Source organism: Bradyrhizobium sp. USDA 10063, from assembly GCF_054063735.1.
In genome coordinates, this window is the sequence record NZ_JBSSGP010000002.1 from 7,346,231 (window position 1) to 7,368,848 (window position 22,618).

The 22,618-nt window shown below is 64.9% G+C and carries 23 protein-coding genes; 10 read left to right on the forward strand and 13 right to left on the reverse strand.

Annotated features, from left to right (window positions below; all coding sequences use genetic code 11):
* The first annotated feature begins 13 nt into the window (after window positions 1–13).
* Complete coding sequence (locus ACVJGD_RS36640; RefSeq protein WP_456638760.1) at window positions 14–526, forward strand: GNAT family N-acetyltransferase; 513 nt, start codon at window positions 14–16, stop codon at window positions 524–526.
* A gap of 50 nt (window positions 527–576) precedes the next feature.
* Here the strand turns inward: ACVJGD_RS36640 and ACVJGD_RS36645 are convergent, their stop codons facing one another.
* The 6 genes from ACVJGD_RS36645 to ACVJGD_RS36670 form a co-directional block, all read right to left on the reverse strand.
* Window positions 577–2,958, reverse strand: coding sequence for a TonB-dependent receptor (locus ACVJGD_RS36645; protein WP_456638761.1), 2,382 nt, complete (start codon window positions 2,956–2,958; stop codon window positions 577–579).
* Window positions 2,959–3,059: 101 nt separating this feature from the next.
* On the reverse strand, window positions 3,060–3,473 hold the full coding sequence (locus ACVJGD_RS36650) for a DUF2946 family protein (protein ID WP_456638762.1): 414 nt from the start codon (window positions 3,471–3,473) through the stop codon (window positions 3,060–3,062).
* 269 nt (window positions 3,474–3,742) lie between these two features.
* Window positions 3,743–5,806, reverse strand: coding sequence for a hypothetical protein (locus tag ACVJGD_RS36655; RefSeq protein ID WP_456638763.1), 2,064 nt, complete (start codon window positions 5,804–5,806; stop codon window positions 3,743–3,745).
* Window position 5,807: 1 nt separating this feature from the next.
* The gene (locus ACVJGD_RS36660) at window positions 5,808–8,609 is read right to left on the reverse strand and encodes a DUF4159 domain-containing protein (RefSeq protein ID WP_456640490.1); all 2,802 of its coding nucleotides are present in this window, start codon (window positions 8,607–8,609) and stop codon (window positions 5,808–5,810) included.
* Window positions 8,609–9,550, reverse strand: a complete 942-nt coding sequence (locus ACVJGD_RS36665) for a DUF58 domain-containing protein (RefSeq protein WP_456638764.1) — start codon at window positions 9,548–9,550, stop codon at window positions 8,609–8,611. The genes ACVJGD_RS36660 and ACVJGD_RS36665 overlap by 1 nt, the downstream gene beginning before the upstream one ends.
* Window positions 9,550–10,545, reverse strand: a complete 996-nt coding sequence (locus ACVJGD_RS36670) for an AAA family ATPase (RefSeq protein WP_456638765.1) — start codon at window positions 10,543–10,545, stop codon at window positions 9,550–9,552. The genes ACVJGD_RS36665 and ACVJGD_RS36670 overlap by 1 nt, the downstream gene beginning before the upstream one ends.
* Window positions 10,546–10,765: 220 nt before the next feature.
* On the opposite strand from ACVJGD_RS36670, the gene ACVJGD_RS36675 reads away from it, so the two are divergent.
* Genes ACVJGD_RS36675 through ACVJGD_RS36690 form a run of 4 tightly spaced genes read left to right on the forward strand, consistent with a single transcriptional unit; the run spans window position 10,766 to window position 13,561 of the window.
* Window positions 10,766–11,380 (forward strand): DUF1285 domain-containing protein, encoded by a 615-nt coding sequence (locus ACVJGD_RS36675; protein ID WP_456638766.1) that lies wholly within the window; start codon window positions 10,766–10,768, stop codon window positions 11,378–11,380.
* Window positions 11,381–11,388: 8 nt separating this feature from the next.
* The gene (locus tag ACVJGD_RS36680; RefSeq protein WP_456638767.1) at window positions 11,389–12,048 is read left to right on the forward strand and encodes a CoA pyrophosphatase; all 660 of its coding nucleotides are present in this window, start codon (window positions 11,389–11,391) and stop codon (window positions 12,046–12,048) included.
* Complete coding sequence (locus tag ACVJGD_RS36685) at window positions 12,045–12,308, forward strand: DUF6111 family protein (RefSeq protein WP_456638768.1); 264 nt, start codon at window positions 12,045–12,047, stop codon at window positions 12,306–12,308. The genes ACVJGD_RS36680 and ACVJGD_RS36685 overlap by 4 nt, the downstream gene beginning before the upstream one ends.
* Window positions 12,305–13,561: a CCA tRNA nucleotidyltransferase gene (locus ACVJGD_RS36690; RefSeq protein WP_456638769.1), complete on the forward strand. Its 1,257-nt coding sequence runs from the start codon at window positions 12,305–12,307 to the stop codon at window positions 13,559–13,561. The genes ACVJGD_RS36685 and ACVJGD_RS36690 overlap by 4 nt, the downstream gene beginning before the upstream one ends.
* Window positions 13,562–13,632: 71 nt before the next feature.
* On the opposite strand, the gene ACVJGD_RS36695 is transcribed toward ACVJGD_RS36690, so the two are convergent.
* The 6 genes from ACVJGD_RS36695 to ACVJGD_RS36720 all read right to left on the reverse strand — a co-directional run bounded on the left by ACVJGD_RS36695 (window position 13,633) and on the right by ACVJGD_RS36720 (window position 17,139).
* The gene (locus ACVJGD_RS36695; protein ID WP_456638770.1) at window positions 13,633–13,869 is read right to left on the reverse strand and encodes a DUF2158 domain-containing protein; all 237 of its coding nucleotides are present in this window, start codon (window positions 13,867–13,869) and stop codon (window positions 13,633–13,635) included.
* A 152-nt stretch (window positions 13,870–14,021) separates the two neighbouring features.
* Entirely contained in the window at window positions 14,022–14,783 is a 762-nt protein-coding gene (locus ACVJGD_RS36700) for an HAD family hydrolase (protein ID WP_456638771.1), read from the reverse strand.
* Window positions 14,767–15,654, reverse strand: a complete 888-nt coding sequence (hemF, locus tag ACVJGD_RS36705; RefSeq protein WP_456638772.1) for an oxygen-dependent coproporphyrinogen oxidase — start codon at window positions 15,652–15,654, stop codon at window positions 14,767–14,769. The genes ACVJGD_RS36700 and hemF overlap by 17 nt, the downstream gene beginning before the upstream one ends.
* A gap of 3 nt (window positions 15,655–15,657) precedes the next feature.
* The gene (locus ACVJGD_RS36710) at window positions 15,658–16,023 is read right to left on the reverse strand and encodes a 6-pyruvoyl trahydropterin synthase family protein (protein ID WP_225119003.1); all 366 of its coding nucleotides are present in this window, start codon (window positions 16,021–16,023) and stop codon (window positions 15,658–15,660) included.
* 16 nt (window positions 16,024–16,039) lie between these two features.
* Window positions 16,040–16,672, reverse strand: a complete 633-nt coding sequence (queE, locus tag ACVJGD_RS36715) for a 7-carboxy-7-deazaguanine synthase (protein ID WP_456638773.1) — start codon at window positions 16,670–16,672, stop codon at window positions 16,040–16,042.
* The gene (locus ACVJGD_RS36720) at window positions 16,669–17,139 is read right to left on the reverse strand and encodes a tRNA (cytidine(34)-2'-O)-methyltransferase (RefSeq protein ID WP_456638774.1); all 471 of its coding nucleotides are present in this window, start codon (window positions 17,137–17,139) and stop codon (window positions 16,669–16,671) included. The genes queE and ACVJGD_RS36720 overlap by 4 nt, the downstream gene beginning before the upstream one ends.
* A 275-nt stretch (window positions 17,140–17,414) precedes the next feature.
* On the opposite strand from ACVJGD_RS36720, the gene petA reads away from it, so the two are divergent.
* The 5 genes from petA to ACVJGD_RS36745 all read left to right on the forward strand — a co-directional run bounded on the left by petA (window position 17,415) and on the right by ACVJGD_RS36745 (window position 21,527).
* Window positions 17,415–17,945, forward strand: a complete 531-nt coding sequence (gene petA / locus ACVJGD_RS36725; protein WP_456638775.1) for a ubiquinol-cytochrome c reductase iron-sulfur subunit — start codon at window positions 17,415–17,417, stop codon at window positions 17,943–17,945.
* 60 nt (window positions 17,946–18,005) lie between these two features.
* Window positions 18,006–20,078: a cytochrome c1 gene (locus ACVJGD_RS36730; RefSeq protein WP_456638776.1), complete on the forward strand. Its 2,073-nt coding sequence runs from the start codon at window positions 18,006–18,008 to the stop codon at window positions 20,076–20,078.
* Between the two features lie 224 nt (window positions 20,079–20,302).
* Window positions 20,303–20,977 (forward strand): dienelactone hydrolase family protein, encoded by a 675-nt coding sequence (locus ACVJGD_RS36735; RefSeq protein ID WP_456638777.1) that lies wholly within the window; start codon window positions 20,303–20,305, stop codon window positions 20,975–20,977.
* 56 nt (window positions 20,978–21,033) lie between these two features.
* A complete protein-coding gene (locus ACVJGD_RS36740; protein ID WP_456638778.1) occupies window positions 21,034–21,264 on the forward strand; it encodes a hypothetical protein in 231 nt (76 codons plus the stop codon).
* On the forward strand, window positions 21,261–21,527 hold the full coding sequence (locus ACVJGD_RS36745; protein ID WP_456638779.1) for a type II toxin-antitoxin system RelE/ParE family toxin: 267 nt from the start codon (window positions 21,261–21,263) through the stop codon (window positions 21,525–21,527). Before ACVJGD_RS36740 ends, ACVJGD_RS36745 begins: the two co-directional genes overlap by 4 nt.
* A 17-nt stretch (window positions 21,528–21,544) precedes the next feature.
* Here the strand turns inward: ACVJGD_RS36745 and ACVJGD_RS36750 are convergent, their stop codons facing one another.
* Window positions 21,545–22,552 (reverse strand): VOC family protein, encoded by a 1,008-nt coding sequence (locus ACVJGD_RS36750; protein ID WP_456638780.1) that lies wholly within the window; start codon window positions 22,550–22,552, stop codon window positions 21,545–21,547.
* Window positions 22,553–22,618 lie beyond the last annotated feature (66 nt).

A 22,618-nucleotide genomic window follows, 5' to 3' on the forward strand; every position in this document is an offset into this window, starting at 1 on the left:
CCCGCGCCTCACCATGAGTGATTTGTCGCTGACCATCCTGCCGGAAACGGCGAACGACGCCCAAGCGATCGAGCGCCTGCACGAACGCACGTTCGGGCCCGGCCGCTTCGTGCTCAGCGCCTATCGGCTGCGCGAGCACGTCGACCACCTGCTCGATCTGTCCTTCACCGCGCGCATCGGCACGCTCCTGGTCGGTTCGGTCAGGCAACTGCCCGTCATGATCGGCGACACGCCGGCGTTGATGCTGGGTCCATTGACGGTGGAGCCGCCGTTCCGCGGCCGCGGCGTCGGCCGCGCGTTGCTCGACCGTGCGCTCGCTGACGCCAAGGCCAAGGGGCATCGCCTCGTTATTCTCGTGGGCGACGAGCCTTACTATAGCCGGGTCGGCTTCAAGGTGATCCCGAAGGGCAGGGCGACCATGCCCGGCCCGGTCGACTACAACCGCCTGCTGGTCGCCGAACTCGTGGAAGGCGCCTTCACCGACGTCTCCGGTCCGATCGGCCCCGATTGGAGCAAGGCGCGGTAGGGTAGGTTTCTCCCTCTTCCACCGGCCGCGGAAGAGGGAGAAGGGAAGTCTCAGAACTTGAGGTTCGCAAAGGCCCTTACGCCAATGCCGGGCAGCAACACTTGGTCCTTGGTATAGGAGACGGAGTTGCGGATGTTCTCGTTGAGCAGGTTGTTGCCGACGAGGCCGATCGTCATCTCGCGTGCGCCGAACCAGGATGGATCGAGCGTGGTCTTGTAGCTGACCTCCGCCCTTAACAGGTTGTAGCCCGCCGTCGGCGTCTCGGCGATCGGAGCGACGTCGTTCTGTGCAAACGCGTGCAGCAGGTTGACGCGCGTGAACCAGTTGGCGTCGCGCCAATAGACGCCGCCGCCGACGCGCATCGGAGGAATGCGGGGCACGTTGGTGCCGTCACTGAAGGTGGCGCGGACGACGTCGAACTGGTTCTCGATGCCCCAGATGCCGCCATTGAGTGGTCCGATATCGAGCTGGCTCTGGAATTCGCCGCCGCGGAAGGTGGCGTTGCGCTGGGAATAGACCGCCTGGTTCAATTCGCCGTCGGGCGCGCCGCAGGAATTGAAGTCCTCGTCACACATCACGCCGGTCAAGCGGCGAAAGATGAAGTTATCGAAATGGGTGTAGTAGGCGGTCGCCTCGAAGCGGAACGGTCCGGTCGCCTTGCGCAGGCCGATCTCGACCGATTTCGCGGTCTCGATCGTCAGATTGGGATTGCCGATATCGAATGTGGCGGTGGCGTCATGCGGGCCGCGCGAAAACAGCTCCGCCGGCTTCGGTGCACGCTCGACATATTGCGCGGTGATGCTGCCGACGAGATCGTAGGGCAGGTTCTGGATCAATCCGATGCTGCCGCTTTTCGGCGTAAAGGACGGATTGCGCGCGATACTGAACTGCGGATTGCCGTCAGGCAGGAAGTCGGCCGGAAAATCCGGCGTTGAGCCGTGCAACTCGACATGCTCGATACGGCCGGCGATCTGTGCCTTGGTCGTCTCGGAGAATTTGAACTCGTTGAAGACGTAGCTTGCGACGCGGTTGTTGTTGTTCGGATTCCACAGGCCGTTGAACAGCGAACCGGGATCGTCGGGGCTGGGCGCGGTCAATTCCTGGTGGCCACCCTGGACGCCGAACGCCGTGGTCACCTCGGCAAAGCGTGCGTTGAACGGCATCAACTGTACCTCGACGCGGGCCTCCTGCTCCTTGTTGGTGAAGGTCTGGCGTACGCCGTCGCTGAAGGGATCGGCTGGATCGGCCAGCCCAAGCTCGTTGTGTCTGTAGTCGGTTGCGCCGGCCCAGAGACGGATTGCATCGATGGCCGCCGCATCCGGCCGGTATTCGCCCTTCATGGTGATCTTGGTCTGATGTGCGTCGATCCGAGTCTGATGGTCGGCGCCGTCGATGCCGGGGATGTGATAAAGTGAATCGTTTTGGGTAATTGCAGCGCCGATAAAGCCGCCGTTGAAGATATACGAGCCGCCGATCGAGGCTCCATCCGCTTGCGCCGCCGAGTTGGGTTGGCGGTAGTTCACCGGCCTCGACGTGTCAAACAGGTAGGGATAGCTCGGGATGTCGTAATCGCCGGACTTGCGACCAAAGGCGTCGGCGTGGAACGCGAAATTGCCTGCGCCGGTATCGAGCAGGATGCCGCCGTCGACGCCACGATCGGCGGAGTTCACGGCGGTTCGCGTCTCGACGTTCACGCAAGGTGACGAAGGCGCGCCAGCCAGCGGCGCTTTCGCCGGCAGGCCGTAGGTCTGGAACGGCGGGGCCGCGCATGAGGGAAGGGCGTCCGGAATGCGGTTGTTGGTCGCGCTCACGACGCCACCGATCGAAGTCGAACCGTAACGCATCGCCGCCGGACCACGAATGACCTCGACCTGGTTGGTGGCAAGCGGATCAACCGGCACGTAATGATCTTCGCCAAGATCCGAGGCGCCGCCGGCGTTGTTGCCGTTCTCGATGATTCCAACGCGATTGACGTCGAGACCTCGGATAATCGGCCGGCTCGAAGCGCCAGGTGCGAAAGTTGAGCCGGTGATGCCCGGTTTGGAAAACAGGAGGTCACCGAGCTGGGCGGTGCCCTCACGGCGAATTTCCTCGTTCGGCACCACGGTGACCGTTGCGAACTGATCGGTCACGACCTGCAGCACGCCTTGCTGTGGCGCTGGCGGCGCGGCCGGCGCGGGCTGCGGCTGTTGCGCCACGCGCTCGCGATTGCGGCCGGGCGTGCTGCGCGCGGCGCGAACGGGAGTGCGCGGCGGAGCAACGGTCCGTTGGCGCCGGACGATCGGACTTGGCGCCGTGACGTTGATCTCCGGCAACTGCGTTGCGGGGGCTGCTGCCGGTGCATCCTGAGCCATCGCGCCGCTGCCGAACGCGCATAGTACTAGCCAGCTTGCTCCACCGACGTGGAATGCTCGTTTTCTCTTGAATCCCATTTTCCTGATCCTGATGCCGTCGGCCAAGCCGACGGACCGATTGCGATGTCCTTCGCATGCCGCTTGACCAGCGGGCGTGCGAAGGAAGTTCGGTCAATCGATCAGGAGAGGGGTGGCGCGCGCGACTGGAACGCCCGATGGGCGGCGCCAAGATGGGTGAATCCGGCTTCGGTGGTGAGCTGGAGAAGTTCGATCGCCTGCGGCAATAGCAGCACAGGCGGCGTGGCGAACAGCACGCCGTGCGCCATCGTGATGACGGCGCAGATGGCGCAGCCGTCAGCGGGCTGGTGGTGGTTATCCGGGTGCGGGAGCTGCAGTTTATGGGCGGACGCGCTCGCCGCATCCGTGACCACGAGGTCCGCAGCACGAAGGAAATCGGCCTGCGACGTCGCGGTCTGGAGCGCGGGAGCGGCCTGCGCCGGATGGAAATGGCCGAACGACAGCACAAACTGGACGGCGAGCGCGAACAGCGCCAGCCGCGCGCCAAGTTTGACGTGTTTTCGAATCCACTTCACGAATGCAGGCCCACCCCCGGGACGGCGTACCCCAACCGCCCGACGTTACATTATAACATCGGAAGGAATGGCGGTGTCAACCGTGGCTCGGCCAGCTTTCAACGATCGATGGAGGCTGTGTGATTGCTGCAACGGCGGATGAGACCCTCATGGTGAGGAGGCGCATCGCGCCGTCTCGAACCATGAGGCCCCGACCTCGCCCGTTGCCCATCCCTCGAGACGCCGCTTCGCGGCTCCTCGGGATGAGGGGAGGCCGTGGTCGGGTCGCTTTACCGTCCCTCGCGGAGCCACGTCGCGGCGAAGGCACCCAACAGCAGCAACAGGCCGATCAGCCCTGCGAACATCGGCAGCACGCCGACGCCCTTGACGACGCTGGCGTCGCGCATCCTGACGCCCATCCAGCCCTCGCCGCGGAACACGCTCGACGCACGGACCGGCACGATGCGGGGCATGTCGAGGCTGGTGCCATCGACCACGCGGCGGGCGTCGCCGCCGGTCGCCTGCGCCAGCGGCTTCAGCATCTCGGTCGTGGAGGTCACTTCCGAGAATTCCTTCGGGTTGGTCGGGCCGACATTGACCAGCGCCTTCAGCGTGCCGTCGGTCGCCTGCCACAAACCGAGCTCGTTGGCGGGGAGCGTCGCACGCCATTCGCCGGGCTCACCCTGGGTCAGCGTCATCTCGCGCGTGGCGCCGCTCGGCGAGGTCACGGTGACCGGCGGGACGCTGTCGCCCATGGTCTGGCGCACCACGGCGAGATCGTGGCCCTGGATCTGCAGCCGCAGCGCTTCTTCGTCGAGATCGGGCTGCTTCATCAGCCAGTGCGACATCCGCCTGAGCAGGTCGAGATGCGGACCGCCGCCCTCATAGCCGCGCGCCCACAGCCAGATGTGGTCGGAAAGCAGCAGCGCGACACGGCCCTCGCCGAAGCGCGACAACAGCAGCAGCGGCTTGCCGTCGGCGCCGGTCATGACCGGCTGACCGATGGCGTTGCGGGTGTCGACGGTGCGGAAGAAGCGGCTCCAATGCGGCGGCTCGCTGCTGGAGCCTTCCAGCCCGCGTGTCACCGGGTGGCGCTTTCCGGCGTCGGAAAGATGCGCGTAGAACGGTTTCTCGGTGACGCCGACGGGTTCGGCCGGGAGCACCGAGTCGAGCGGCGTACGCCAGATGCTGGTCGTGGACGCATAGTCAGGCCCGGCGGAAACCAGCACGGCGCCACCGGCGCGGACGTAGCGCGCGATGTTGTCGAAATAGGCGATCGGCAGCACGCCCTGGCGGGCGTAGCGGTCGAAGATGATCAACTGGAATTCGTTGATCTTCTGCTGGAACAGTTCGCGGGTTGGAAACGCGATCAGCGACAATTCATTGATCGGCGTGCCGTCCTGCTTCTCCGGCGGACGCAGAATGGTGAAATGCACGAGGTCGACGCTGGCGTCGGACTTCAGCAGGTTGCGCCAGGTTCGCTCGCCGGAATGCGGCTCGCCGGAGACGAGCAGCACGCGCAGCTTGTCGCGCACGCCGTCGATTGCCACCACCGCGCGGTTGTTGACCAGCGTCAGTTCATTGTCGAGCGGGGAAGCCTCGATCTCGACGATGTTGGGACCGGCATGCTTGATATCGATGTCGACATTGGCGGTCTGACCGCTTTGCAGCGTGCGCTCATTGATGACCTCGCCATCGCGACGGACCGTGATCCTGGCGCTCTGGCCGGTCACGCCCTGGTCGTCGAGCCGGTAGGTGATGGTCTGGGTCTGGCCGACGATCCCGAAGCGCGGCGCCGCCGAAATTGCAATCCGTCGGTCGCGCTCGTCCTTGCGACCGGTGACCAGCGCGTGCACCGGCGCCTGGAAACCGAGGGCGGCGGCGCCCGCCGGGATATCGTGCACGCGGCCGTCGGTGATCAGGAAGGCGCCGGCGACGCGGTCGACCGGAACGTCCGACAATGCGGAGGACAACGCGCCGAACAGCCTGGTGCCGTCGGTCTCGCCGTCGGCCTGGCCGGCATCGACGACGCGCACTTCGAGGCCCTTGATCTTCTTCAGGCTGTCGACCAGCGCCTCCTGCGCCTTCGCGGTCTCCTGGTTGCGCGTGCCGAAATTCTGGCTCGGGCTCTTGTCGATCACGACAGCGGCGACCGAGGTCAGAGGCTCACGGTCCTCGCGCGTGAAGGAGGGGTTGGCAAGCGCCAGCAAAACCAGCGCCAGCGCCGCGACACGGATCCATGCGCCGCGCGAGCGTGACAACAACAATAGTGCCGCGATGACGACGATCGCCACAAGCCCGATCCACAGCACGAGCGAGGGCACCAGCGGCGTGAAGGCAATGCCGTAATTCATGTCATTGTCCCAGCCGCTCGATCAGCGCCGGCGCGTGCACCTGGTCGGCCTTGTAGTTGCCGGTCAGCGTGTACATCACGATGTTGACGCCGGCGCGGAAGGCGAATTCGCGCTGGCGCGGCTCCCCGGGGGTGAGCGGCAGCATCGCCTGGCCGTCGGGCCGGATCGCCCAGGCGCCGGCAAGATCATTCGAGGTGATGATGATCGGCGAGACGCCGTCGCCGCCGCGCGCGGGCCGCTGCGCAGCCTCGTCATCGTCTTCGCGCGGCAGCGTCTCGACCCAGGTCTGGCCTGAGTTGAAGCGGCCGGGGAAGTCGCGCAGCAGGTAGAACGTCTTGGTCAGCACATGTTCGCGCGGCACCGGCTCGAGCTCGGGCACGTCGAGCGAGGACAGGATCTCGCGCAGCGCCTGCATGCCCGGCGTCTGCGAGGCGCCGTTATCGCCGGGCGCAGCCTCGATGGCGTCGCGGGTGTCGAACAGCACGGTGCCGCCCTGCTTCATATAGGCGTCGATCTTGTTGATGGCGTCCTGCGGCGGCTTCGGTGCGCCGGGCACGATCGGCCAGTAGATCAGCGGGAAGAACGCGAGTTCGTCGCGCGCGGGATCGACGCCGACCGGATCGCCGGCTTCCAGCGCGGTGCGCTGCGCCAGAAACAGCGTCAGTCCGGACATCCCGGCCTTCACGATGGAGTCGACGTCGGCATTGCCGGTGACGACGTAGGCAAGCCGCGTCTGCGAAACCGCCTTGATGGCGAAGTCGTCGCTGTTCTCGGCGCGCGTGGCGGAGGGCGCCATCGAGGCCAGCAGGAAGGCAAGCGCCAGCGCTGCAGGCGCCGCGCGCCGTCGCCATAGCGCGGCAAGGCCGGCGCCGAGCATGGCGACCACGATAGCATCGAGCAGGAACAGACCGAGCGCCGACGATAGCAGGATGCCGCGGAGGTCGCGTGGTTCGGCATTGGTGTAGCTCGCTCGCCGCGCACGCAGGCCCGACGTATCGAGCGGGGCGATGCGGTCGGCGGTCGCCAGCGTGTTGACGGCGATCGGGGCGTCGGCCGGACCGTAGAAGCCGGGCGGGTGCTCCGGCGTCGCGCGGTCGCGATAATCGGCCGGCATCGGCTTGGCGGTCGACGGCGGCGGGCCGAACGCGCCAAAGCCATCGAGCGTGCGGAGCGGTGCCACGGTCTCGGCCTTGGCTTCGCCGGCGACGCCCGCACCAGGCGTCGAGGTGTAGCCGGACATGTCGACCAGACGCCGCAGCATCTCGACGAAAGTGCCGGACATCGGCAGATCCGACCAGCGCGAATCCGCGCCGACATGGAACAGGCTGACCACGCCCTTGCCGCGATGCTCGCCGGTGACCAGCGGCGTGCCGTCTTCCAGCGACGCCCAGCTCTTGGTGGCGAGCACGGCATCCGGCTCGGCCAGCACCTGCCGGCTCACGGTGACGTCCTTTGGCACCGGGAGACCGGCGAACGGGCCGTCGGCGGTGAACGATGCCAGATGCTGCGGCTTCTCCCAGGTCAGGCTGCCGCCGAGGATGCGGCCGCCGCGGCGCAGCTTCACCGGCACCAGATCGTCATCGGCTTGCGCCAGCCGCGGGCCGGCGAAACGCACCAGCACGCCGCCCTGGTCGATCCAGGCGTTGAGGCGCTCGCGGATTTCCGGCGACAGCGTGCCGACGTCGGCCAGCACGATCATCGGCAGCCGCTGGTCGAGGAATTGGGCGATCGCCTGCTGCGGCGCGCCGCGGTCGCCGAGACGCACATCGGCGAATGGCGACAGCGCGCGGGAAAGGTAGAAGGTCGAGGCAAGCAGCGGCTGCGCGGTGTCGCTGGTCGCGCCGGAGACGATGCCGACCGCACGGCGCCGCCACCTCTTGTCGAGGAGCTGCACCGCGCCGGCAGAGCGCTCGCCGGCAATTTCCAGCCGGGCGATGTCGTTGCGCAGTTCGACCGGCAGATCGAACGAGGCCTCGGTCTCGCGATCCTGCGGGGCGAAGGTGTAGCGCGCCTCGCCGATCGGCGATCCCTTGGCATCCAGCGCCCGCACGGTGCCGGAGGTGATGCCGGTCTCGGTGCGCAACACCTTCACTGTCATCTTGGCCGCGGCATTCTCGGCGGCAACGAGCGCCTGCGCGGACGGCGCGCCGCCTTCGTAGATCGTCAGCCTGCGGCTCTCGATCAGCTTGCCGAGGCCTTCGGTGAATTCCGCGCCGCGCCCGGTGTCGACGCCATCGGACAGCCAGGCGATCTCGCAGTCGCCCGTGGCTTTCAGGAACCGGCCGATGGCGGGCAGCGTGTCGACGCGATCGATCGAATAGGGCTTTGGCGCGAACTGCCGCAGCGCGACGCGCGCGGTGCCGGCCGGCATCAGCGTGATGTCACGCTGCGGTTCTGATAACGGCACCAGCGCCACTCCGCGGCGGTCGTTGTCCGCATTGGCGATCAGTTCGTCGGCAGCCCTGATCCGCGCGTCCCAGCTCGAGGCCGAGCTCCAGCCGTCATCGAGCAGGATTACGAGCGGCGCCTTGGAGGACGCGAGCCCGGTCTGCGGATTCCAGATCGGTCCGGCCGCGGCGAAGATGACGAGCGCGGCGGCGAGGAGGCGCAACAGCGTCAGCCACCAAGGCGTGCGCGAGGGCGTCTCTTCCTTGGGCTGGATATCGAACAGCAATCGGGTCGGCGGAAACTCGATGCGCCTCGGCCGTGGCGGCATGACACGGAGCAGCCACCACAGTGCCGGCAGGCTCAACAGGCCCAGCAGCAACATCGGTTCGGCAAACGACAGCGGCAGACCTGCGATCATGCGCCGAGCCCTACTTTGACGGTGGACCGTACGCTGGCCTTGCTCACCGTCATGCCGTTGTGCAGGAACAATAGCAACTCCGCCGCGGAGCGGTCGGTGGTGTGGACCGAGAACAGCCAGTCGAGCCGGTTGGTCTCCGCGCGGATCTCGTCGCGATGCAGCGCGACGCGCGCGACATAGTCGCTGGCCCAGCTCTCGGCGCGGCCCGCGGTGATCATGGCGCCCGCTTCCGGTTCGACGAATTCGACGCGGCCGGAATACGGGAAGGTTTCCTCGGCGGGATCGACGACCTGGATCACCGTGCCGTGCGCGCCCGAGGCCGATAGCCCGGCGAGCGTGGTTCGGATCTCCTGTAGTGGCGACCAGAGGTCCGACAGCACCACGATCTCGGAAAGCGCCGACGGCACGAAGGACGGCGGCAGGCTGGCGCGGGTTGCGTCGTTATGCAGCATCGCCTGCGCCATCTTGTCGATCACGCTGCGGCTTGCGGTCGGGTTCATCAAGCCGGGAATGCCGACGCGTTCGCCGCCGGCAACCAATAATTCGGCCAGCGCAAAGGCGACGATCAAGCCGCGCTCGAGCTTGGAATCGCGCGCCTGCTTGGACGCGAACGCCATCGATGGCGAGCGGTCCGGCCAGATCCAGACCGTGTGCGCCGCCTCCCACTCCTGCTCCCGGACATAGAGATGGTCGTCGCGCGCCGAGCGCCGCCAGTCGACGTTCTGCGACGGCTCGCCGGAGACGAAGCGGCGATATTGCCAGAAGCTTTCACCGGCGCCGGCGCGGCGGCGGCCGTGCAGGCCATGGATGACGTTGTTGGCGATGCGGCGGGCCTCGAGCACCAGGCGTGGCAGCGATGCGGCGAGCGACCGGCTTTCGCCATCGGCACGTCGGATCGCGACAATCTCCCCGTCTAGGTGCTTGTTCTCTGCGGCCATCAACCGATCCGCGTCTTCAATTGCCTGATCACGTCAGGAATGGTCCGGCCTTCCGCGCGCGCGGTGAAGGTCAGCGCCATGCGGTGCTTGAGCACGGGTTCCGCGAGATCGAGCACGTCGTCGATCGAGGGCGCGAGTCGTCCATCGAGCAGGGCGCGGGCGCGGACAGCGAGCATCAAGGCCTGGCTGGCGCGCGGGCCCGGTCCCCAGGCGATCAGCTTCTCACCTTCCGGATTGGGCCGCGCGGCGCGCACCAGCGACAGGATGGCGTCGACGACGGAGTCGCCGACCGGCAGCCTTCGCACCAGCCGCTGCGCGCTGAGCAGGAGTTCCGAGTTCATCGCGGCCTTCGCCAGTGTCTCTTCCGCGCCGGTGGTCTCGAACAGGATGCGACGTTCGGCCTCGCGGTCGGGATAGTCGACATCGATCTCCATCAGGAAGCGGTCAAGCTGCGCTTCGGGCAGGGGATAAGTGCCTTCCTGTTCCAGCGGGTTCTGCGTCGCCAGCACATGGAACGGCTTGGGAAGATCATGACGTGCGCCCGCAACCGTGATGTGCTGCTCCTGCATGGCTTGCAGCAGTGCGGATTGGGTACGCGGGCTGGCGCGGTTGATCTCGTCAGCCATCAGAAGCTGCGCAAATACCGGACCTGCAATAAAGCGGAACGAGCGCTTGCCAGTGCTGCTCTCGTCCAGCACCTCGGCGCCGAGAATGTCCGACGGCATCAGGTCCGGGGTGAACTGGATGCGCTTGGTATCGAGGCCAAGCGTGATGCCGAGCGTCTCCACGAGCTTGGTCTTGGCAAGACCGGGAACCCCGATCAGCAGCGCATGGCCGCCGGAAAGGATGGTCACCAGGGTGTTCTCGATCACCCGGTCCTGACCGAAAATAACGGTGGAAATCGCCTCTTTCGCCGCGCGGATCTGGCCGGCAACCTGCTCGGCCGAGCGGACGATCACATCTTCCAGCTTTTCGACACTGTCTGCACCAGCCATTCCGTGCTCCTTCCTGACGATGCAACCTCGCGTCGTCGCGACATCGGCCCCATGCTAAGCATAAGTGAAGGCCATGTATTCGTTGAATTAAACTATCCCCACCTTAACGGGTTTTCAGGGTATGAACGCCATCACGATGTGGCGAGAACAGCATCCCACACACATCTGGGGTACGTGCACCAATCGTGCCAGATTGAGGCCGCCAACCTTAAGGCAAACCATGGCGAACGAAGGGCAAACAAGCCGTCAGGGCCTCGAAGGGCTGACCGAAGCGGCCACCAACGCCGCAGAAACAAATCCTACCGGAGGAAAAGGCCTTCCCCCCGTGCATTTATGGAATCCGCCGTTCTGCGGCGATCTCGACATGCGAATCGCCGGCGACGGCACATGGTACTATATGGGAACGCCAATCGGCCGGCCGGCACTGGTGCGGCTGTTCTCCAGCATCCTGAAGCGCGAAGACGGCAAGCATTTCCTGGTGACGCCGGTGGAGAAGGTCGGCATCCGCGTCGACGATGCGCCGTTCCTTGCGGTCGAGATGCAAAATGGCGACGACGCGCGCGGACGGCTGCTCAGGTTCCGCACCAATGTCGACGACTGGGTCGATTGCGACGCCGCGCACGGCCTTCGTTTCAAGCCGGCCGATGACGGCGGGCTCACGCCCTATCTGCATGTCCGCGCCGATCTCTGGGCCAAGGTCACCCGTCCGCTCTACTACGATCTGGTTGACATGGGGGAAGAGCGGATGGTCGATGGTCATCCGATGTTCGGAATCGAATCCGGCGGCGCGTTCTTCGCGATGGCGGATGCGAAAGAGGTGAGGGACGCGCTTTGAACGAGCCGATGCTGAAGACGGAGCCTGCCCCGATCAGCTCGGCGGAGTTTTTCGCGCGCAGCCATGCGCGGCTGAATTTCGACGTCCCGCCCGGCCTGGTCGATCCCAACATCATTCCGAGGACCGGCGACTCCGGCAACGACCGTATGCTCGAGATCGTCGCGCGCGAACAGCCGGTGCGGCCGGCCGCGGTGCTGATCCCGGTGGTCGATCACGATGAGCCGACGGTGCTGCTGACGCAGCGCTCGGAGCACTTGAGCAACCATGCCGGCCAGATCTCATTTCCCGGCGGCAAGATCGATGCGATGGATGCGTCCCCGCTCGACGCCGCGCTGCGCGAGGCCGACGAGGAAGTCGGGCTCACGCGCGACTTCATCGAGCCGATCGGCTATCTCGATCTCTATGGCACCGCATTTGGCTTTCGCATCCTGCCGACGGTGGCGCGGGTGAAGCCCGGCTTCAGGCTCAAGATCAACGAGAGTGAAGTCGTCGACGCGTTCGAGGTGCCGCTCTCGTTCCTGATGAATCCGGCGAACCACCAGCTCCACAGCAAGGAATTCCGCGGCATGGAGCGTTCCTACTATGCGATGCCTTTTGCCGAGCGTTACATCTGGGGCGCCACGGCCGGGATATTGCGCGTATTGTACGAACGGATCTACCTGTCATGATCCGTCCGGTATTGACCGAGATCGGAATTTTCCTGATCCCCTTCGCGGTCTATGCCTTGTTCCTCATTGCAACGCGGTCCGGCGTCTTCGCGAAGTCTTCCTGGCCCCTGCCTCTGGTCGCGAAGCTCGTGCTGGGAGCGCTGCTCCTGGTCATAATCAGTTTCGTGATGCTCGCGCATTTCTCCGGCGCGCCACCAAAGTCGACCTATATCCCCGCCCATATCGAGAATGGCAAGCTCGTGCCCGGAGCTGAGAAATGACCCACGCACATGCGCTGGAGCAGGCGCCCTGGCTGAGATCGGGACCCACGGCGCGCGTGCTCGCGCTGCTCAATGCCGACGGTGAGGAAGCGCGCGTGGTCGGCGGCGCCGTGCGTAACGCGCTGTTGCACAGACCGATCGGCGACATCGATCTTGCGACCACGGCGGTCCCTGAGGAGGTGATGCGCCGCGCCAAGGCCGCTGGCATCAAGAGCGTGCCGACCGGCATCGAGCACGGCACGGTGACGCTGGTCGTCGACAAGCATCCGTTCGAGGTCACGACCCTGCGCGAGGATACCGAAACCTATGGCCGCAAGGCCAAGGTCGCATTCGGCCGCGACTGGGCGCGGGATGCCGAGCGGCGCGACTTCACGATCAACGGCCTTTCGGTCGATGCCAAAGGCGTGGTGCACGACCATGTCGGCGGGCTCGACGATATCGTCGCTCGCCGCGTGCGCTTCATCGGCGATCCCAATCAGCGCATCGCCGAGGACTATCTGCGCATCCTGCGCTTCTTCCGCATGCATGCAGCCTACGGCGCCGGCGATCCGGATCGCGAAGGTTATCTGGCCTGTATCGCCGGGCGTGCCGGTCTGGCGCAGCTCTCGGCCGAGCGCGTGCGCATGGAAATGATCAAGCTCGTGGTCGCCGACGGCGCGGTGGTCGCGGTCACCGCGATGGCCGATGGCGGCCTGCTGCAGATGATTCTCGGCGGCGTCGGCTATACCGGGGCGTTCGCAGGCATGATCGCCGCCGAGCGCGAGCTCGGCATCGAGGCGAGTGCGGTGCGCCGGCTCGGCGCGCTCGCACTTGCCATCTCCGAGGACGCAAGGCGCGTTGCCGCGAAGCTGCGGCTCACCAATGCGGAGGCCAAGGCGCTGGAAGCGATGGCGGATCGCTGGTGGCAGCTCGCCGGCATCGACGAGGCGGCGGCGCGCCGTTGGCTCTATCGTCTCGGCGAGGCGGCCTATCTCGACCGGCTGATGCTGGCCTGGGCGCGGACGAGCGATGGCCGCGACATCGCTGATTGGCGCGAGCTGGCGCGCCTGCCGCTACGTTGGCAGGCACCGAAATTCCCGTTGAAGGCGGCCGATTTCATCGCGCGCGGGATTGCCGAGGGGCCGGCGCTCGGCCATGTCCTGGCCCAGGCCGAGCAAGCTTGGCTCGCCGCGGAGTTTCCGCTCGACCATGCGGCGCTCTCGGCGCTCGCCGATGAGGCCGTCGCCCGCTTCACCCACGACCACCGATTGTGATATCGCCGTGATCGCGGGCGGTATTGTAATGAACTTGTCGGCGCTGAACGCCAAGCTCCGACGGCAGTAGCTTACGCGACCTTGCCCTTGCGGCGATCGTCCTCGTCGTCGTCTTCCTCTTCCTCTTCGTCGTCTTCTTCATCTTCCTCGTCGTCGTCCTCTTCCTCGTCATCGGGATTGGCGGCTTCGAGGACGGCAACGGGAAGCGTTTCCCGAAACAGATCGCCGTCGATACCCATCCAAACGCACTCGACGGAATCCTCGTTGACTTCCGCCACCGTAATCGGGTGCCCGCCCGATTTCAGCATCACCACATCGCCTGGTTTCAGTTCCATGGTCCACCCTTCGCGTTGATTGACGCGCGGGCACGTTACAGAGCCGTCATGACAGCCCGATCACGAAGGATCGCGTCCACAAGATTTCCACGGCGATCAATTCGCGCGGCGAAGTGCCGCCATCGTTACCGATCGCCGCCCGGAAGCAGTTCCGTCAAGGAGCGGATGATGCGATCCGGCCTGACAGTCGATCCCGCCGGCAGGCCATCCCCGTGCACGTCGATCCAGATCGAGTAGATGCCGAGCCGCTGTGGCGCCACGACTTCCCACTCCAGATTGTCGCCCACCATCCAGGTATCGGACGCGCTGACGCCGAGCGCATCCATGGCGTGCAGATAGGCACGCTCTTCCGGCTTGCCGAAGCCATGCTCGCCTTCGATCTGGATGTGATCGAAGCGGTGGGTCAGCGCGAACCGCTCGATCTTGGCGCGCTGCATCAGCGCGGCGCCGTTGGTGACGAGCGCGAGCTTGATGCCGAGCGCCCGCAACCCGTCTATGGCGTCGTGCGCGCCGGGAAACACGAAGATGCTCTCCTCGCGAAACGTCGTGAACCGGTCGGCGATCCGGACCGCGAGATCGTCTGACAGGGACGGCTGGCCGCTCGCACGAAGCGCGGCAAAGCCGCCCCTGACGGTTTCGCGACGCGCCTCCTCGAGTTTCAGGCGCCAGATCGGCTCCGCCGTCGACCAGAATTTCCGGGCGAAAGCGAGGATCGCGGCGGCAACCACCGGCGGATCCATGGGCGCCAATTCATCGGCGAACTCGGCCGCGATCGTGTTCCACGCGATCTCGGGCCGGGCATAGGCCGACAGGATGGTGTCGTCCATGTCGATCAGCATGGCGCGGGGAAGTTTGCTCACGATGGCGATCTCACGGCCACTTTGCATGCGGCGGCATCGACGACAGGATCGACTCGACATTGCCGCCGGTCTTCAGGCCGAAAATCGTGCCGCGGTCGTAGAGCAGATTGAACTCGACATAGCGGCCGCGCCGCACCAGTTGCTCCTCGCGGTTATCAGCGGTCCATGCCGTCGCAAAATTGCGCCGGACCAATTCGGGATAGATCTTCAGGAACGCGCGGCCGACATCCTGGGTGAAGGCGAGGTCGGCATCCCAGTCGCCGCTGTCGTGCCAGTCGTAGAAGATGCCGCCGATGCCGCGCGCCTCCTTGCGATGCGGCAGGTAGAAATAGTCGTCGCACCATTTCCTGTATTTTTCGTAACTCGCGATCCGCGCATGCCCATCGCAGGCCGATTTCATCGCGGCATGGAAGGCGAGCGAATCCGCATCGTCCTGCGTGCGCCGCCGGTCCAGGACCGGCGTGAGGTCGGCGCCGCCGCCGAACCACGCCTTGGTGGTGACGACGAAGCGGGTGTTCATATGCACCGCCGGCACGTTCGGATTGTGCAGATGTGCGATCAGCGAGATGCCCGAGGCCCAGAAGCGCGGATCATCCGCCGCGCCTGGGATCTGGGCGCGGAATTCGGGGGCGAATTCGCCGTGCACTGTCGAGCAGTGCACGCCGACCTTCTCGAACAGGCGCCCGCGCATCATCGCCATCACGCCGCCGCCGCCGGGCTTGCCGGTATGGTCGGTGCGCTCCCATGGCGTGCGCACGAAGCGCCCGGCTTCGCCTGGATAGAGCCAAGCAGGCGCGTCATCCTCCAGCCGCTCAAAAGCGGCGCAGATATCGTCGCGCAATGCTTCAAACCAGGTCTTTGCGCGCGCCTTGCGCTGTTCGATGGCGGATTTTTCCATGGCTCAGGCTTCCGGTCCGAAATAGGTGCAGCTCTCGTTGCAACTGTCGCGATGCACGCTGACGCGGGTGACCTTGCCCGCATGCTGCACCCGTTCGAAGATGAATCGCGACAGGTTTTCAAGGGTGGGTCGTCCAAGCGCCTCGATCTTGTTGAGGAACTTGTGGTCGAGCATCTTCTGCACCTCGGCGATGCAGCGTTCGAGAAGGCCGAGGTCAAGCACCATGCCGGTCGCTGGATCCGGCGTTCCGCGCACCGTCACTTCCGCACGAAACGAATGGCCATGGATCTCCTCGCTGCTCGCGCCAAGGGTCGTTCCGGAGAGCGCATGCGCGGCCTCGAAGCGGAACGATTTCGTCAATTCCCACATCCTGAAAGTCCGACTCCTATCTGATACCCAGCGTCTTGTGTGTCTGCACACTCAGCCGCCATTGCGGGTGTTGCAAGCAATACGCGACCGCGCGCGCAGTGTTTTCGATCGCGTCAGGTCCATCCATCGGCTGCAGCGAGAAGCGCTCGAAATCGAGATCGACGAAATCTTCCGGCGCGGCATCCTCCTGCGGATAGACCAGCTTGAGCTCGTTCCCCTTCCGCACCACGAGTTCCGCGCCGGCCTTCGGGCTGACGCAGACCCAGTCCAGCCCGTCTGGCGGCGTGATCGTGCCATTGGTCTCGACGCCGATGGCAAAGCCGCGCGCATGCAGCGCGTCGATCAGTTCGGCATCGACCTGCAGCAGCGGCTCGCCGCCGGTCAACACGACATAGCGGCCGACATTATCGCCCGTCCATTGCGTGGCGATGATGTCGGCAAGCGCTGCGGCACTCGCATAGCGGCCGCCGAGCGTGCCGTCGGTGCCGACAAAATCGGTGTCGCAGAATTGGCAGGTCGCGCTGGCGCGGTCCTGCTCGCGGCCGCTCCACAAGTTGCAGCCGGCAAAGCGGCAGAACACTGAGGCGCGGCCGGCATGCGCGCCTTCGCCCTGAAGGGTAAGAAAAATCTCCTTGACCGCGTAGCTCACGGAATCTCCTTCAGGCTCTGGCTGCGGGTCTGCCGCAAGGCCTCGCCGATCGCCATCGCCGCCGACATCGCGACATTGAGTGCGCGCAGGGGCGGCTTGATCGGGATCGCCAGCCGCGCATCGGCTGCCGCCACCACTGCGTCGGTGACCCCTGCGGATTCGCGCCCGAACAATAAGATATCGGAAGCCGTATAGCGAAAATCGAGGTAGGAGGTGGCGACCTTGGTCGTGAACAGGATCAGCCGATAGCCTGCCTCGTGGCGCCATTCCTCGAATTTCGTCCAGGAATCATGGCGCATCAAATGGACGTGGTCGAGATAGTCCATTCCCGCCCGGCGGAAATGCCGATCGGAGGTCGGAAAGCCCGCTGGCTCGATGATGTGAGCCGCCACATCCAGGCAGGCGCAGAGCCGCAGGATGGTGCCGGTGTTCTGTGGAATATCGGGCTGGAACAGCGCGATCTGCATGGGCCGTGGCGCTTGGTTGGGTATCGCCGAAATGTCTCAATAAAACAACGTTCGGCGCTCATCTCGTGCATTGCACGCCTGCGAGCCGATAGCGGGCTTGCGCTCGTCCGGCAAGGGTGCCAATAGAACGATTCTGGATTGCTGTTCCGCCATTAGGGAGGAGGGATGGCAGTTTTCTGCCGCCGCGGGGGCCGCGGGCGCCGGCAGGCCTCCCGGTCGCAATGGGCGCCGCCGGGGCGGTTCCACCGGCTGCAGACAAGAAAGGGCTTGGAATCGTGACGACAGCGTCTTCGGCGGACCATCCGACACGCCGTGATTTCCTTTTTGTTGCAACGGGGGCTGCTGCTGCGGTGGGCGCAGCCGCGACGGTCTGGCCATTCATCGACCAGATGAATCCGGATGCGGCGACCATCGCCGCCGGTGCGCCGATCGATGTCGATTTGACGCCGATTGCCGAGGGGCAGGACATCAAGGTGTTCTGGCGCGGCAAGCCGATCTATATCAGCCACCGCACCAAGAAGCAGATCGAGGAGGCGCGCAGCGTTCCGCTCGCGAGTCTGCCCGACCCGCAGACCGACGAGGCCCGGGTCAAGTCCGGCCATGAGCAATGGCTCGTCGTGATCGGCATCTGCACCCATCTCGGTTGTATCCCGATCGCCCATGAGGGCAATTACGACGGCTTTTTCTGCCCCTGCCATGGCTCGCAATACGACACCTCCGGTCGTATCCGCCAGGGGCCCGCGCCCGCCAACCTGGCGGTGCCGCCGTATCAATTTGTTTCCGATACCAAAATCCAGATCGGCTAAGTCCCGGCCCCAGCCGAGGCTTCGACCGATCGCGTCGTCTTTCTTCTCAGGATCGCATCAATGAGCGGACCATCCGATTCTCAGCCGAACAATCCCGCCTTGAGGTGGATCGAACGGCGACTGCCGATCTTCGGCCTCATCCACTCTTCCTTCGTGGCCTATCCGACGCCGCGCAACCTGAACTACTGGTGGACCTTCGGCGCCATCCTCTCGATGATGCTGGCAGTGCAGATCCTGACCGGCGTGATTCTGGCGATGCACTATACGCCGCATGCCGATCTCGCCTTCCGCTCGGTCGAACTGATCGTGCGCGACGTCAACTACGGCTGGCTGCTCCGTAACATGCACGCCTGCGGCGCATCGATGTTCTTCTTCGCCGTCTACATCCACATGTTCCGCGGCCTCTATTACGGGTCGTACAAGGAGCCCCGTGAGGTGCTGTGGATCCTCGGCGTCATCATCTATCTCCTGATGATGGCAACCGGCTTCATGGGCTACGTGCTGCCGTGGGGCCAGATGAGCTTCTGGGGCGCCACCGTCATCACCAACCTGTTCTCGGCCATCCCCTATTTCGGCGAGACCATCGTGACGTGGTTGTGGGGCGGCTTTGCCGTCGGCAATCCGACGCTGAACCGCTTCTTCTCGCTGCACTATCTGTTGCCTTTCGTGATCGCCGGCGTCGTCGTGCTGCACGTCTGGGCGCTGCATGTGGCGGGCCAGAACAACCCGGCCGGCGTCGAGGCCAAGACCGAGAAGGACACGGTCGCGTTCACGCCTTACGCGACGATCAAGGACCTGTTCGGCGTCTCCTGCTTCCTGATCTTCTATTCCTGGTTCATCTTCTACATGCCGAACTATCTCGGCGATGCCGAGAACTACGTCCCGGCCAATCCCGGCGTGACGCCGGCGCATATCGTGCCGGAATGGTATTACCTGCCGTTCTACGCCATCCTGCGTTCGATTCCGAACAAGCTCGCCGGCGTGATCGCGATGTTCGCAGCGATCATCATCCTCTGCTTCCTGCCATGGCTCGACAGCGCCAAGACCAGGTCTTCGAAATATCGTCCGCTGGCCAAGCAGTTCTTCTGGATGTTCGTCGTCGTCTGCGTCCTGCTCGGCTATCTCGGCGCGCAGCCGCCGGAGGGCATCTATGTGATCGCCGGCCGGATCCTGACGGTGTGCTACTTCGCATATTTCCTGATCGTGCTGCCGCTGCTTGCCCGGATCGAGACGCCGAGGCCGGTTCCGAACTCGATCGCCGACGACGTGCTGGCGAAGACGGGCAGCAAGGCAGCACCGATGGTCTCGACCGTGATCGCGATCGTGGTTGCGGGCGGGCTCCTGGTCGGCGGTGCGCAAAGCGCCAAGGCCGAGGGGGGCGAGGTCGCACCGCCAGCACAGAAGTGGTCGTTCTCAGGCCCTTTTGGCAAGTTTGACCGCGGCGCGGTGCAACGTGGGCTGAAGGTCTACAAGGAGGTCTGCGCGACCTGCCACAGCCTGTCCTTTGTCGCGTTCCGCAACCTCGCCGAGCCCGGTGGGCCCGGCTATTCGCCGGCCCAGGCCGCCGCGTTCGCCTCCGAGTACAAGATCAAGGATGGCCCGAACGACCAGGGCGAGATGTTCGAGCGTCCGGGGCGCCCGGCCGACTATTTCCCGTCGCCGTTCCCGAACGAGCAGGCAGCGCGCGCGGCCAATGGTGGCGCGGCTCCGCCGGACCTGTCGCTGATCACGAAGGCCCGTTCTTACAAGCGCGGCTTTCCCTGGTTCGTCATCGACTTCTTCACCCAGTACCAGGAGCAGGGCCCGGATTACGTCATGGCGATCCTGGAGGGCTTCGAGGAGAACCCGCCGGCCGGCGTGACCATCCCCGAGGGCTCCTACTACAACAAGTATTTCCCGGGCCACGCCATCAAGATGCCGAAGCCGCTGAGCGACGGTCAGGTCACCTATGACGATGGTTCGCCGACCACGGTCGCCCAATACGCCCACGACGTCACGACCTTCCTGATGTGGACCGCGGAACCGCACATGGAAGCGCGCAAGCGGCTCGGGCTTCAGGTGTTCGTGTTCCTGATCTTGTTCTCGATCCTGATGTACTTCACCAAGAAGAAGGTCTGGGCCAACGCGCACTGATCGCGCTTTCGGTAACGTGAATTGAAAAAGCCCCCGCGGGGGCTTTTTTGTTGGCGCGATTGCGCCCCGCGCGCGGAGCCGTCAAAATAGCGGCTGGAGCTTCGGTTCTGATTGAAATCAGAACCGAAGCTCCAGATTCTTGTTTTGACGCGTTTTCTTCACGCGAACCGGTATCCACTTCGCTCGAAAACGCTCTAACCCCTCAAAGCATCCCGGAGGAATTCATGGGCACCACCATCACCTTCAAGCGTCCGGACGGAAAGGACGCCAGCGGTTATCTCGCCAACGCGGCGCGCGGCGATGCACCGGGCGTGGTGGTGATCCAGGAATGGTGGGGATTGCAAGAGCAGATCAAGGGCCTATGCGACCGCTTCGCGCGGGCCGGCTTCGACGCGCTGGCGCCCGATCTCTACAAGGGCACGGTGGTGCCCTATCACGACACCGATGCCGCGGGTCGCGAGATGAACTCGCTCGATTTCATGGACGCCACCACGCAGACCGTGCGCGGCGCTGCGCAGTATCTGGCCCGGAACAACGCCAAGGTTGGTCTCACCGGCTTCTGCCTCGGCGGCGCCGTGACCATCATCGGCGCCACCAAGATTCCGGAACTGACCGCCGGCGTCGTGTTCTACGGCATCCCGCCGGAGCAGGCGGCCAAGCCGGCGGACGTCAAGATCCCGCTACAGGCGCACTTCGCCAACAAGGACGACTGGTGCACCCCGCAGGTGGTCGATGCCTTCGAGAAGGCCATGAAGGCCGCCGGCAAGTCGCTCGAGCTCTTCCGCTATGACGCCGAGCACGCCTTCGTCAACGAGCAGCGCATGTCGGTGCACGACCGCCAGGCTGCCGAGCTTGCGTGGGGCAGGGCGACGGACTTCTTCAAGAAGCATCTGGGCTGAGGGGGAGGGAACTCGCGTCGCTCGCAATCCGACGCAAAGCGTCATATATTGCTTCAATGACGCGAGTTCTCGACGACGCCATTGAGAAGGTGAGGAGGCTGCCGGAGGACCAGCAGGCCTACATCGCCGAGGTGCTTGAGCAGATTGCCGCCTCCGCAGGTGGCGAGGTGTTCATCGTGCCGGAAGACCATCGCGCCGCCGTGCTTGAGGGCCTCGAGCAGGCTCGACGGGGTGAGTACGCAAGCGACGACGAGATGTCGGCACTTTGGAAGAAGTGTGGTCTGTGAGGCTTTCACTACGTGCTCGCACCGACATAGATGGAATTCACGAATACATCGCACAGCATAATTCTGGTGCAGCGACCGCCGTCGTGAGGCAGATTCGTGCGACCTGCCAATTGCTGTCCCGTTACTCTGGTCTGGGGCGGAAAACTGATATCCCGATGTGCGCGTGTTTTCCACGGCCCGTTACCCCTATCTTGTCTATCACCGCGTCAGTGAGGGCGAACTGGTCATCATCCATGTTCGCGATGGCCGGCGCGATGCTCTAAAGGAGCACGAACTCTGATCAAGGGGCGGGTTCGCTCTTCACCCCGTCCCACCACGGGCAGGTGCCCGACATCAGCTTGAAATTGCCCTGCATCACATGCACCGGCGCGCGGTGGCCTTGGGCGGCGGCGTGCATCCGCATCTCGCGGGCGAGTTCGCGGTCCTTGGCCGGCAGCCAGACGCGCTCGTGACCCCACAGGCTCGGGCCGTCCTGCATCTCGTATGGTTGCCAGGTCGCCGGATCGATCTCGCCGCCGCCCCAGCCGCATTCGATCATGAAGGATGACGGCGTCCTCGCGTAGAACGAGGTCATGAAGTCGTTGGTGTGGCGGCCGAGCGAGGTGCCGATGCGGTCGGGCTGGTTGAGCGCCACGTCGTAAGCCTGCCCGACGTCGTCGAGCGAGAACATCTCGACCATCAGATGATGGATGCCGCTCTTCCCGGTCTCGATCAACGCCAGGCTGTGATGGCGCGGGTTGACGTGGAAGAAAAAGGCGCGAAACGGTTTCAATATGTAGTCCGAAAGCCCGAAGCCGAGCACGTCGACATAGAACGCCATCATCGGGTCGATACGCTGTACCGTCAGCGCGGCATGGCCGAGCCCGAGCGGGCCAGTGCGGAAGCCCGAGATCGCGCGGCCCGGTTTGAACGGCGAGGCATCGATCTCCGCGCCATGAAACGCCTCCAGCCGGTTGCCTTCGGGATCGTGGAAGGAGATCAGGCCGCGCACATGCCTGGCGTCGGCGAGGGCTTGCGGCTCCGCAGTCACCGCGATGCCGGCTTGCTCGAGCCGGATGGCGAGCTCATCCAGTGCCGCCGCATCCGCCACCTCCCAGCCGAAGAAGCGCGACCCTTCGGGAGCAGCGGGATCGATCACGATGCGTTGTTTGCGGTCGTCCATCCGGAAGGCGAGCAGGGAGTTGCCGCGCTCGACCGCCTGCAGGCCGACGAGGGTGGTGCCGAATTCCCGCCAGTCGTCGAGTTCGGCGGCGCCGAACCCGGCATATCCGAGACCTAATAGCCCCATATGCGCCTCCACCGTTGTCGATCGGGGCGGTTTGTCCGCCCTTCTTGGGGATCAAACCTACGCGAA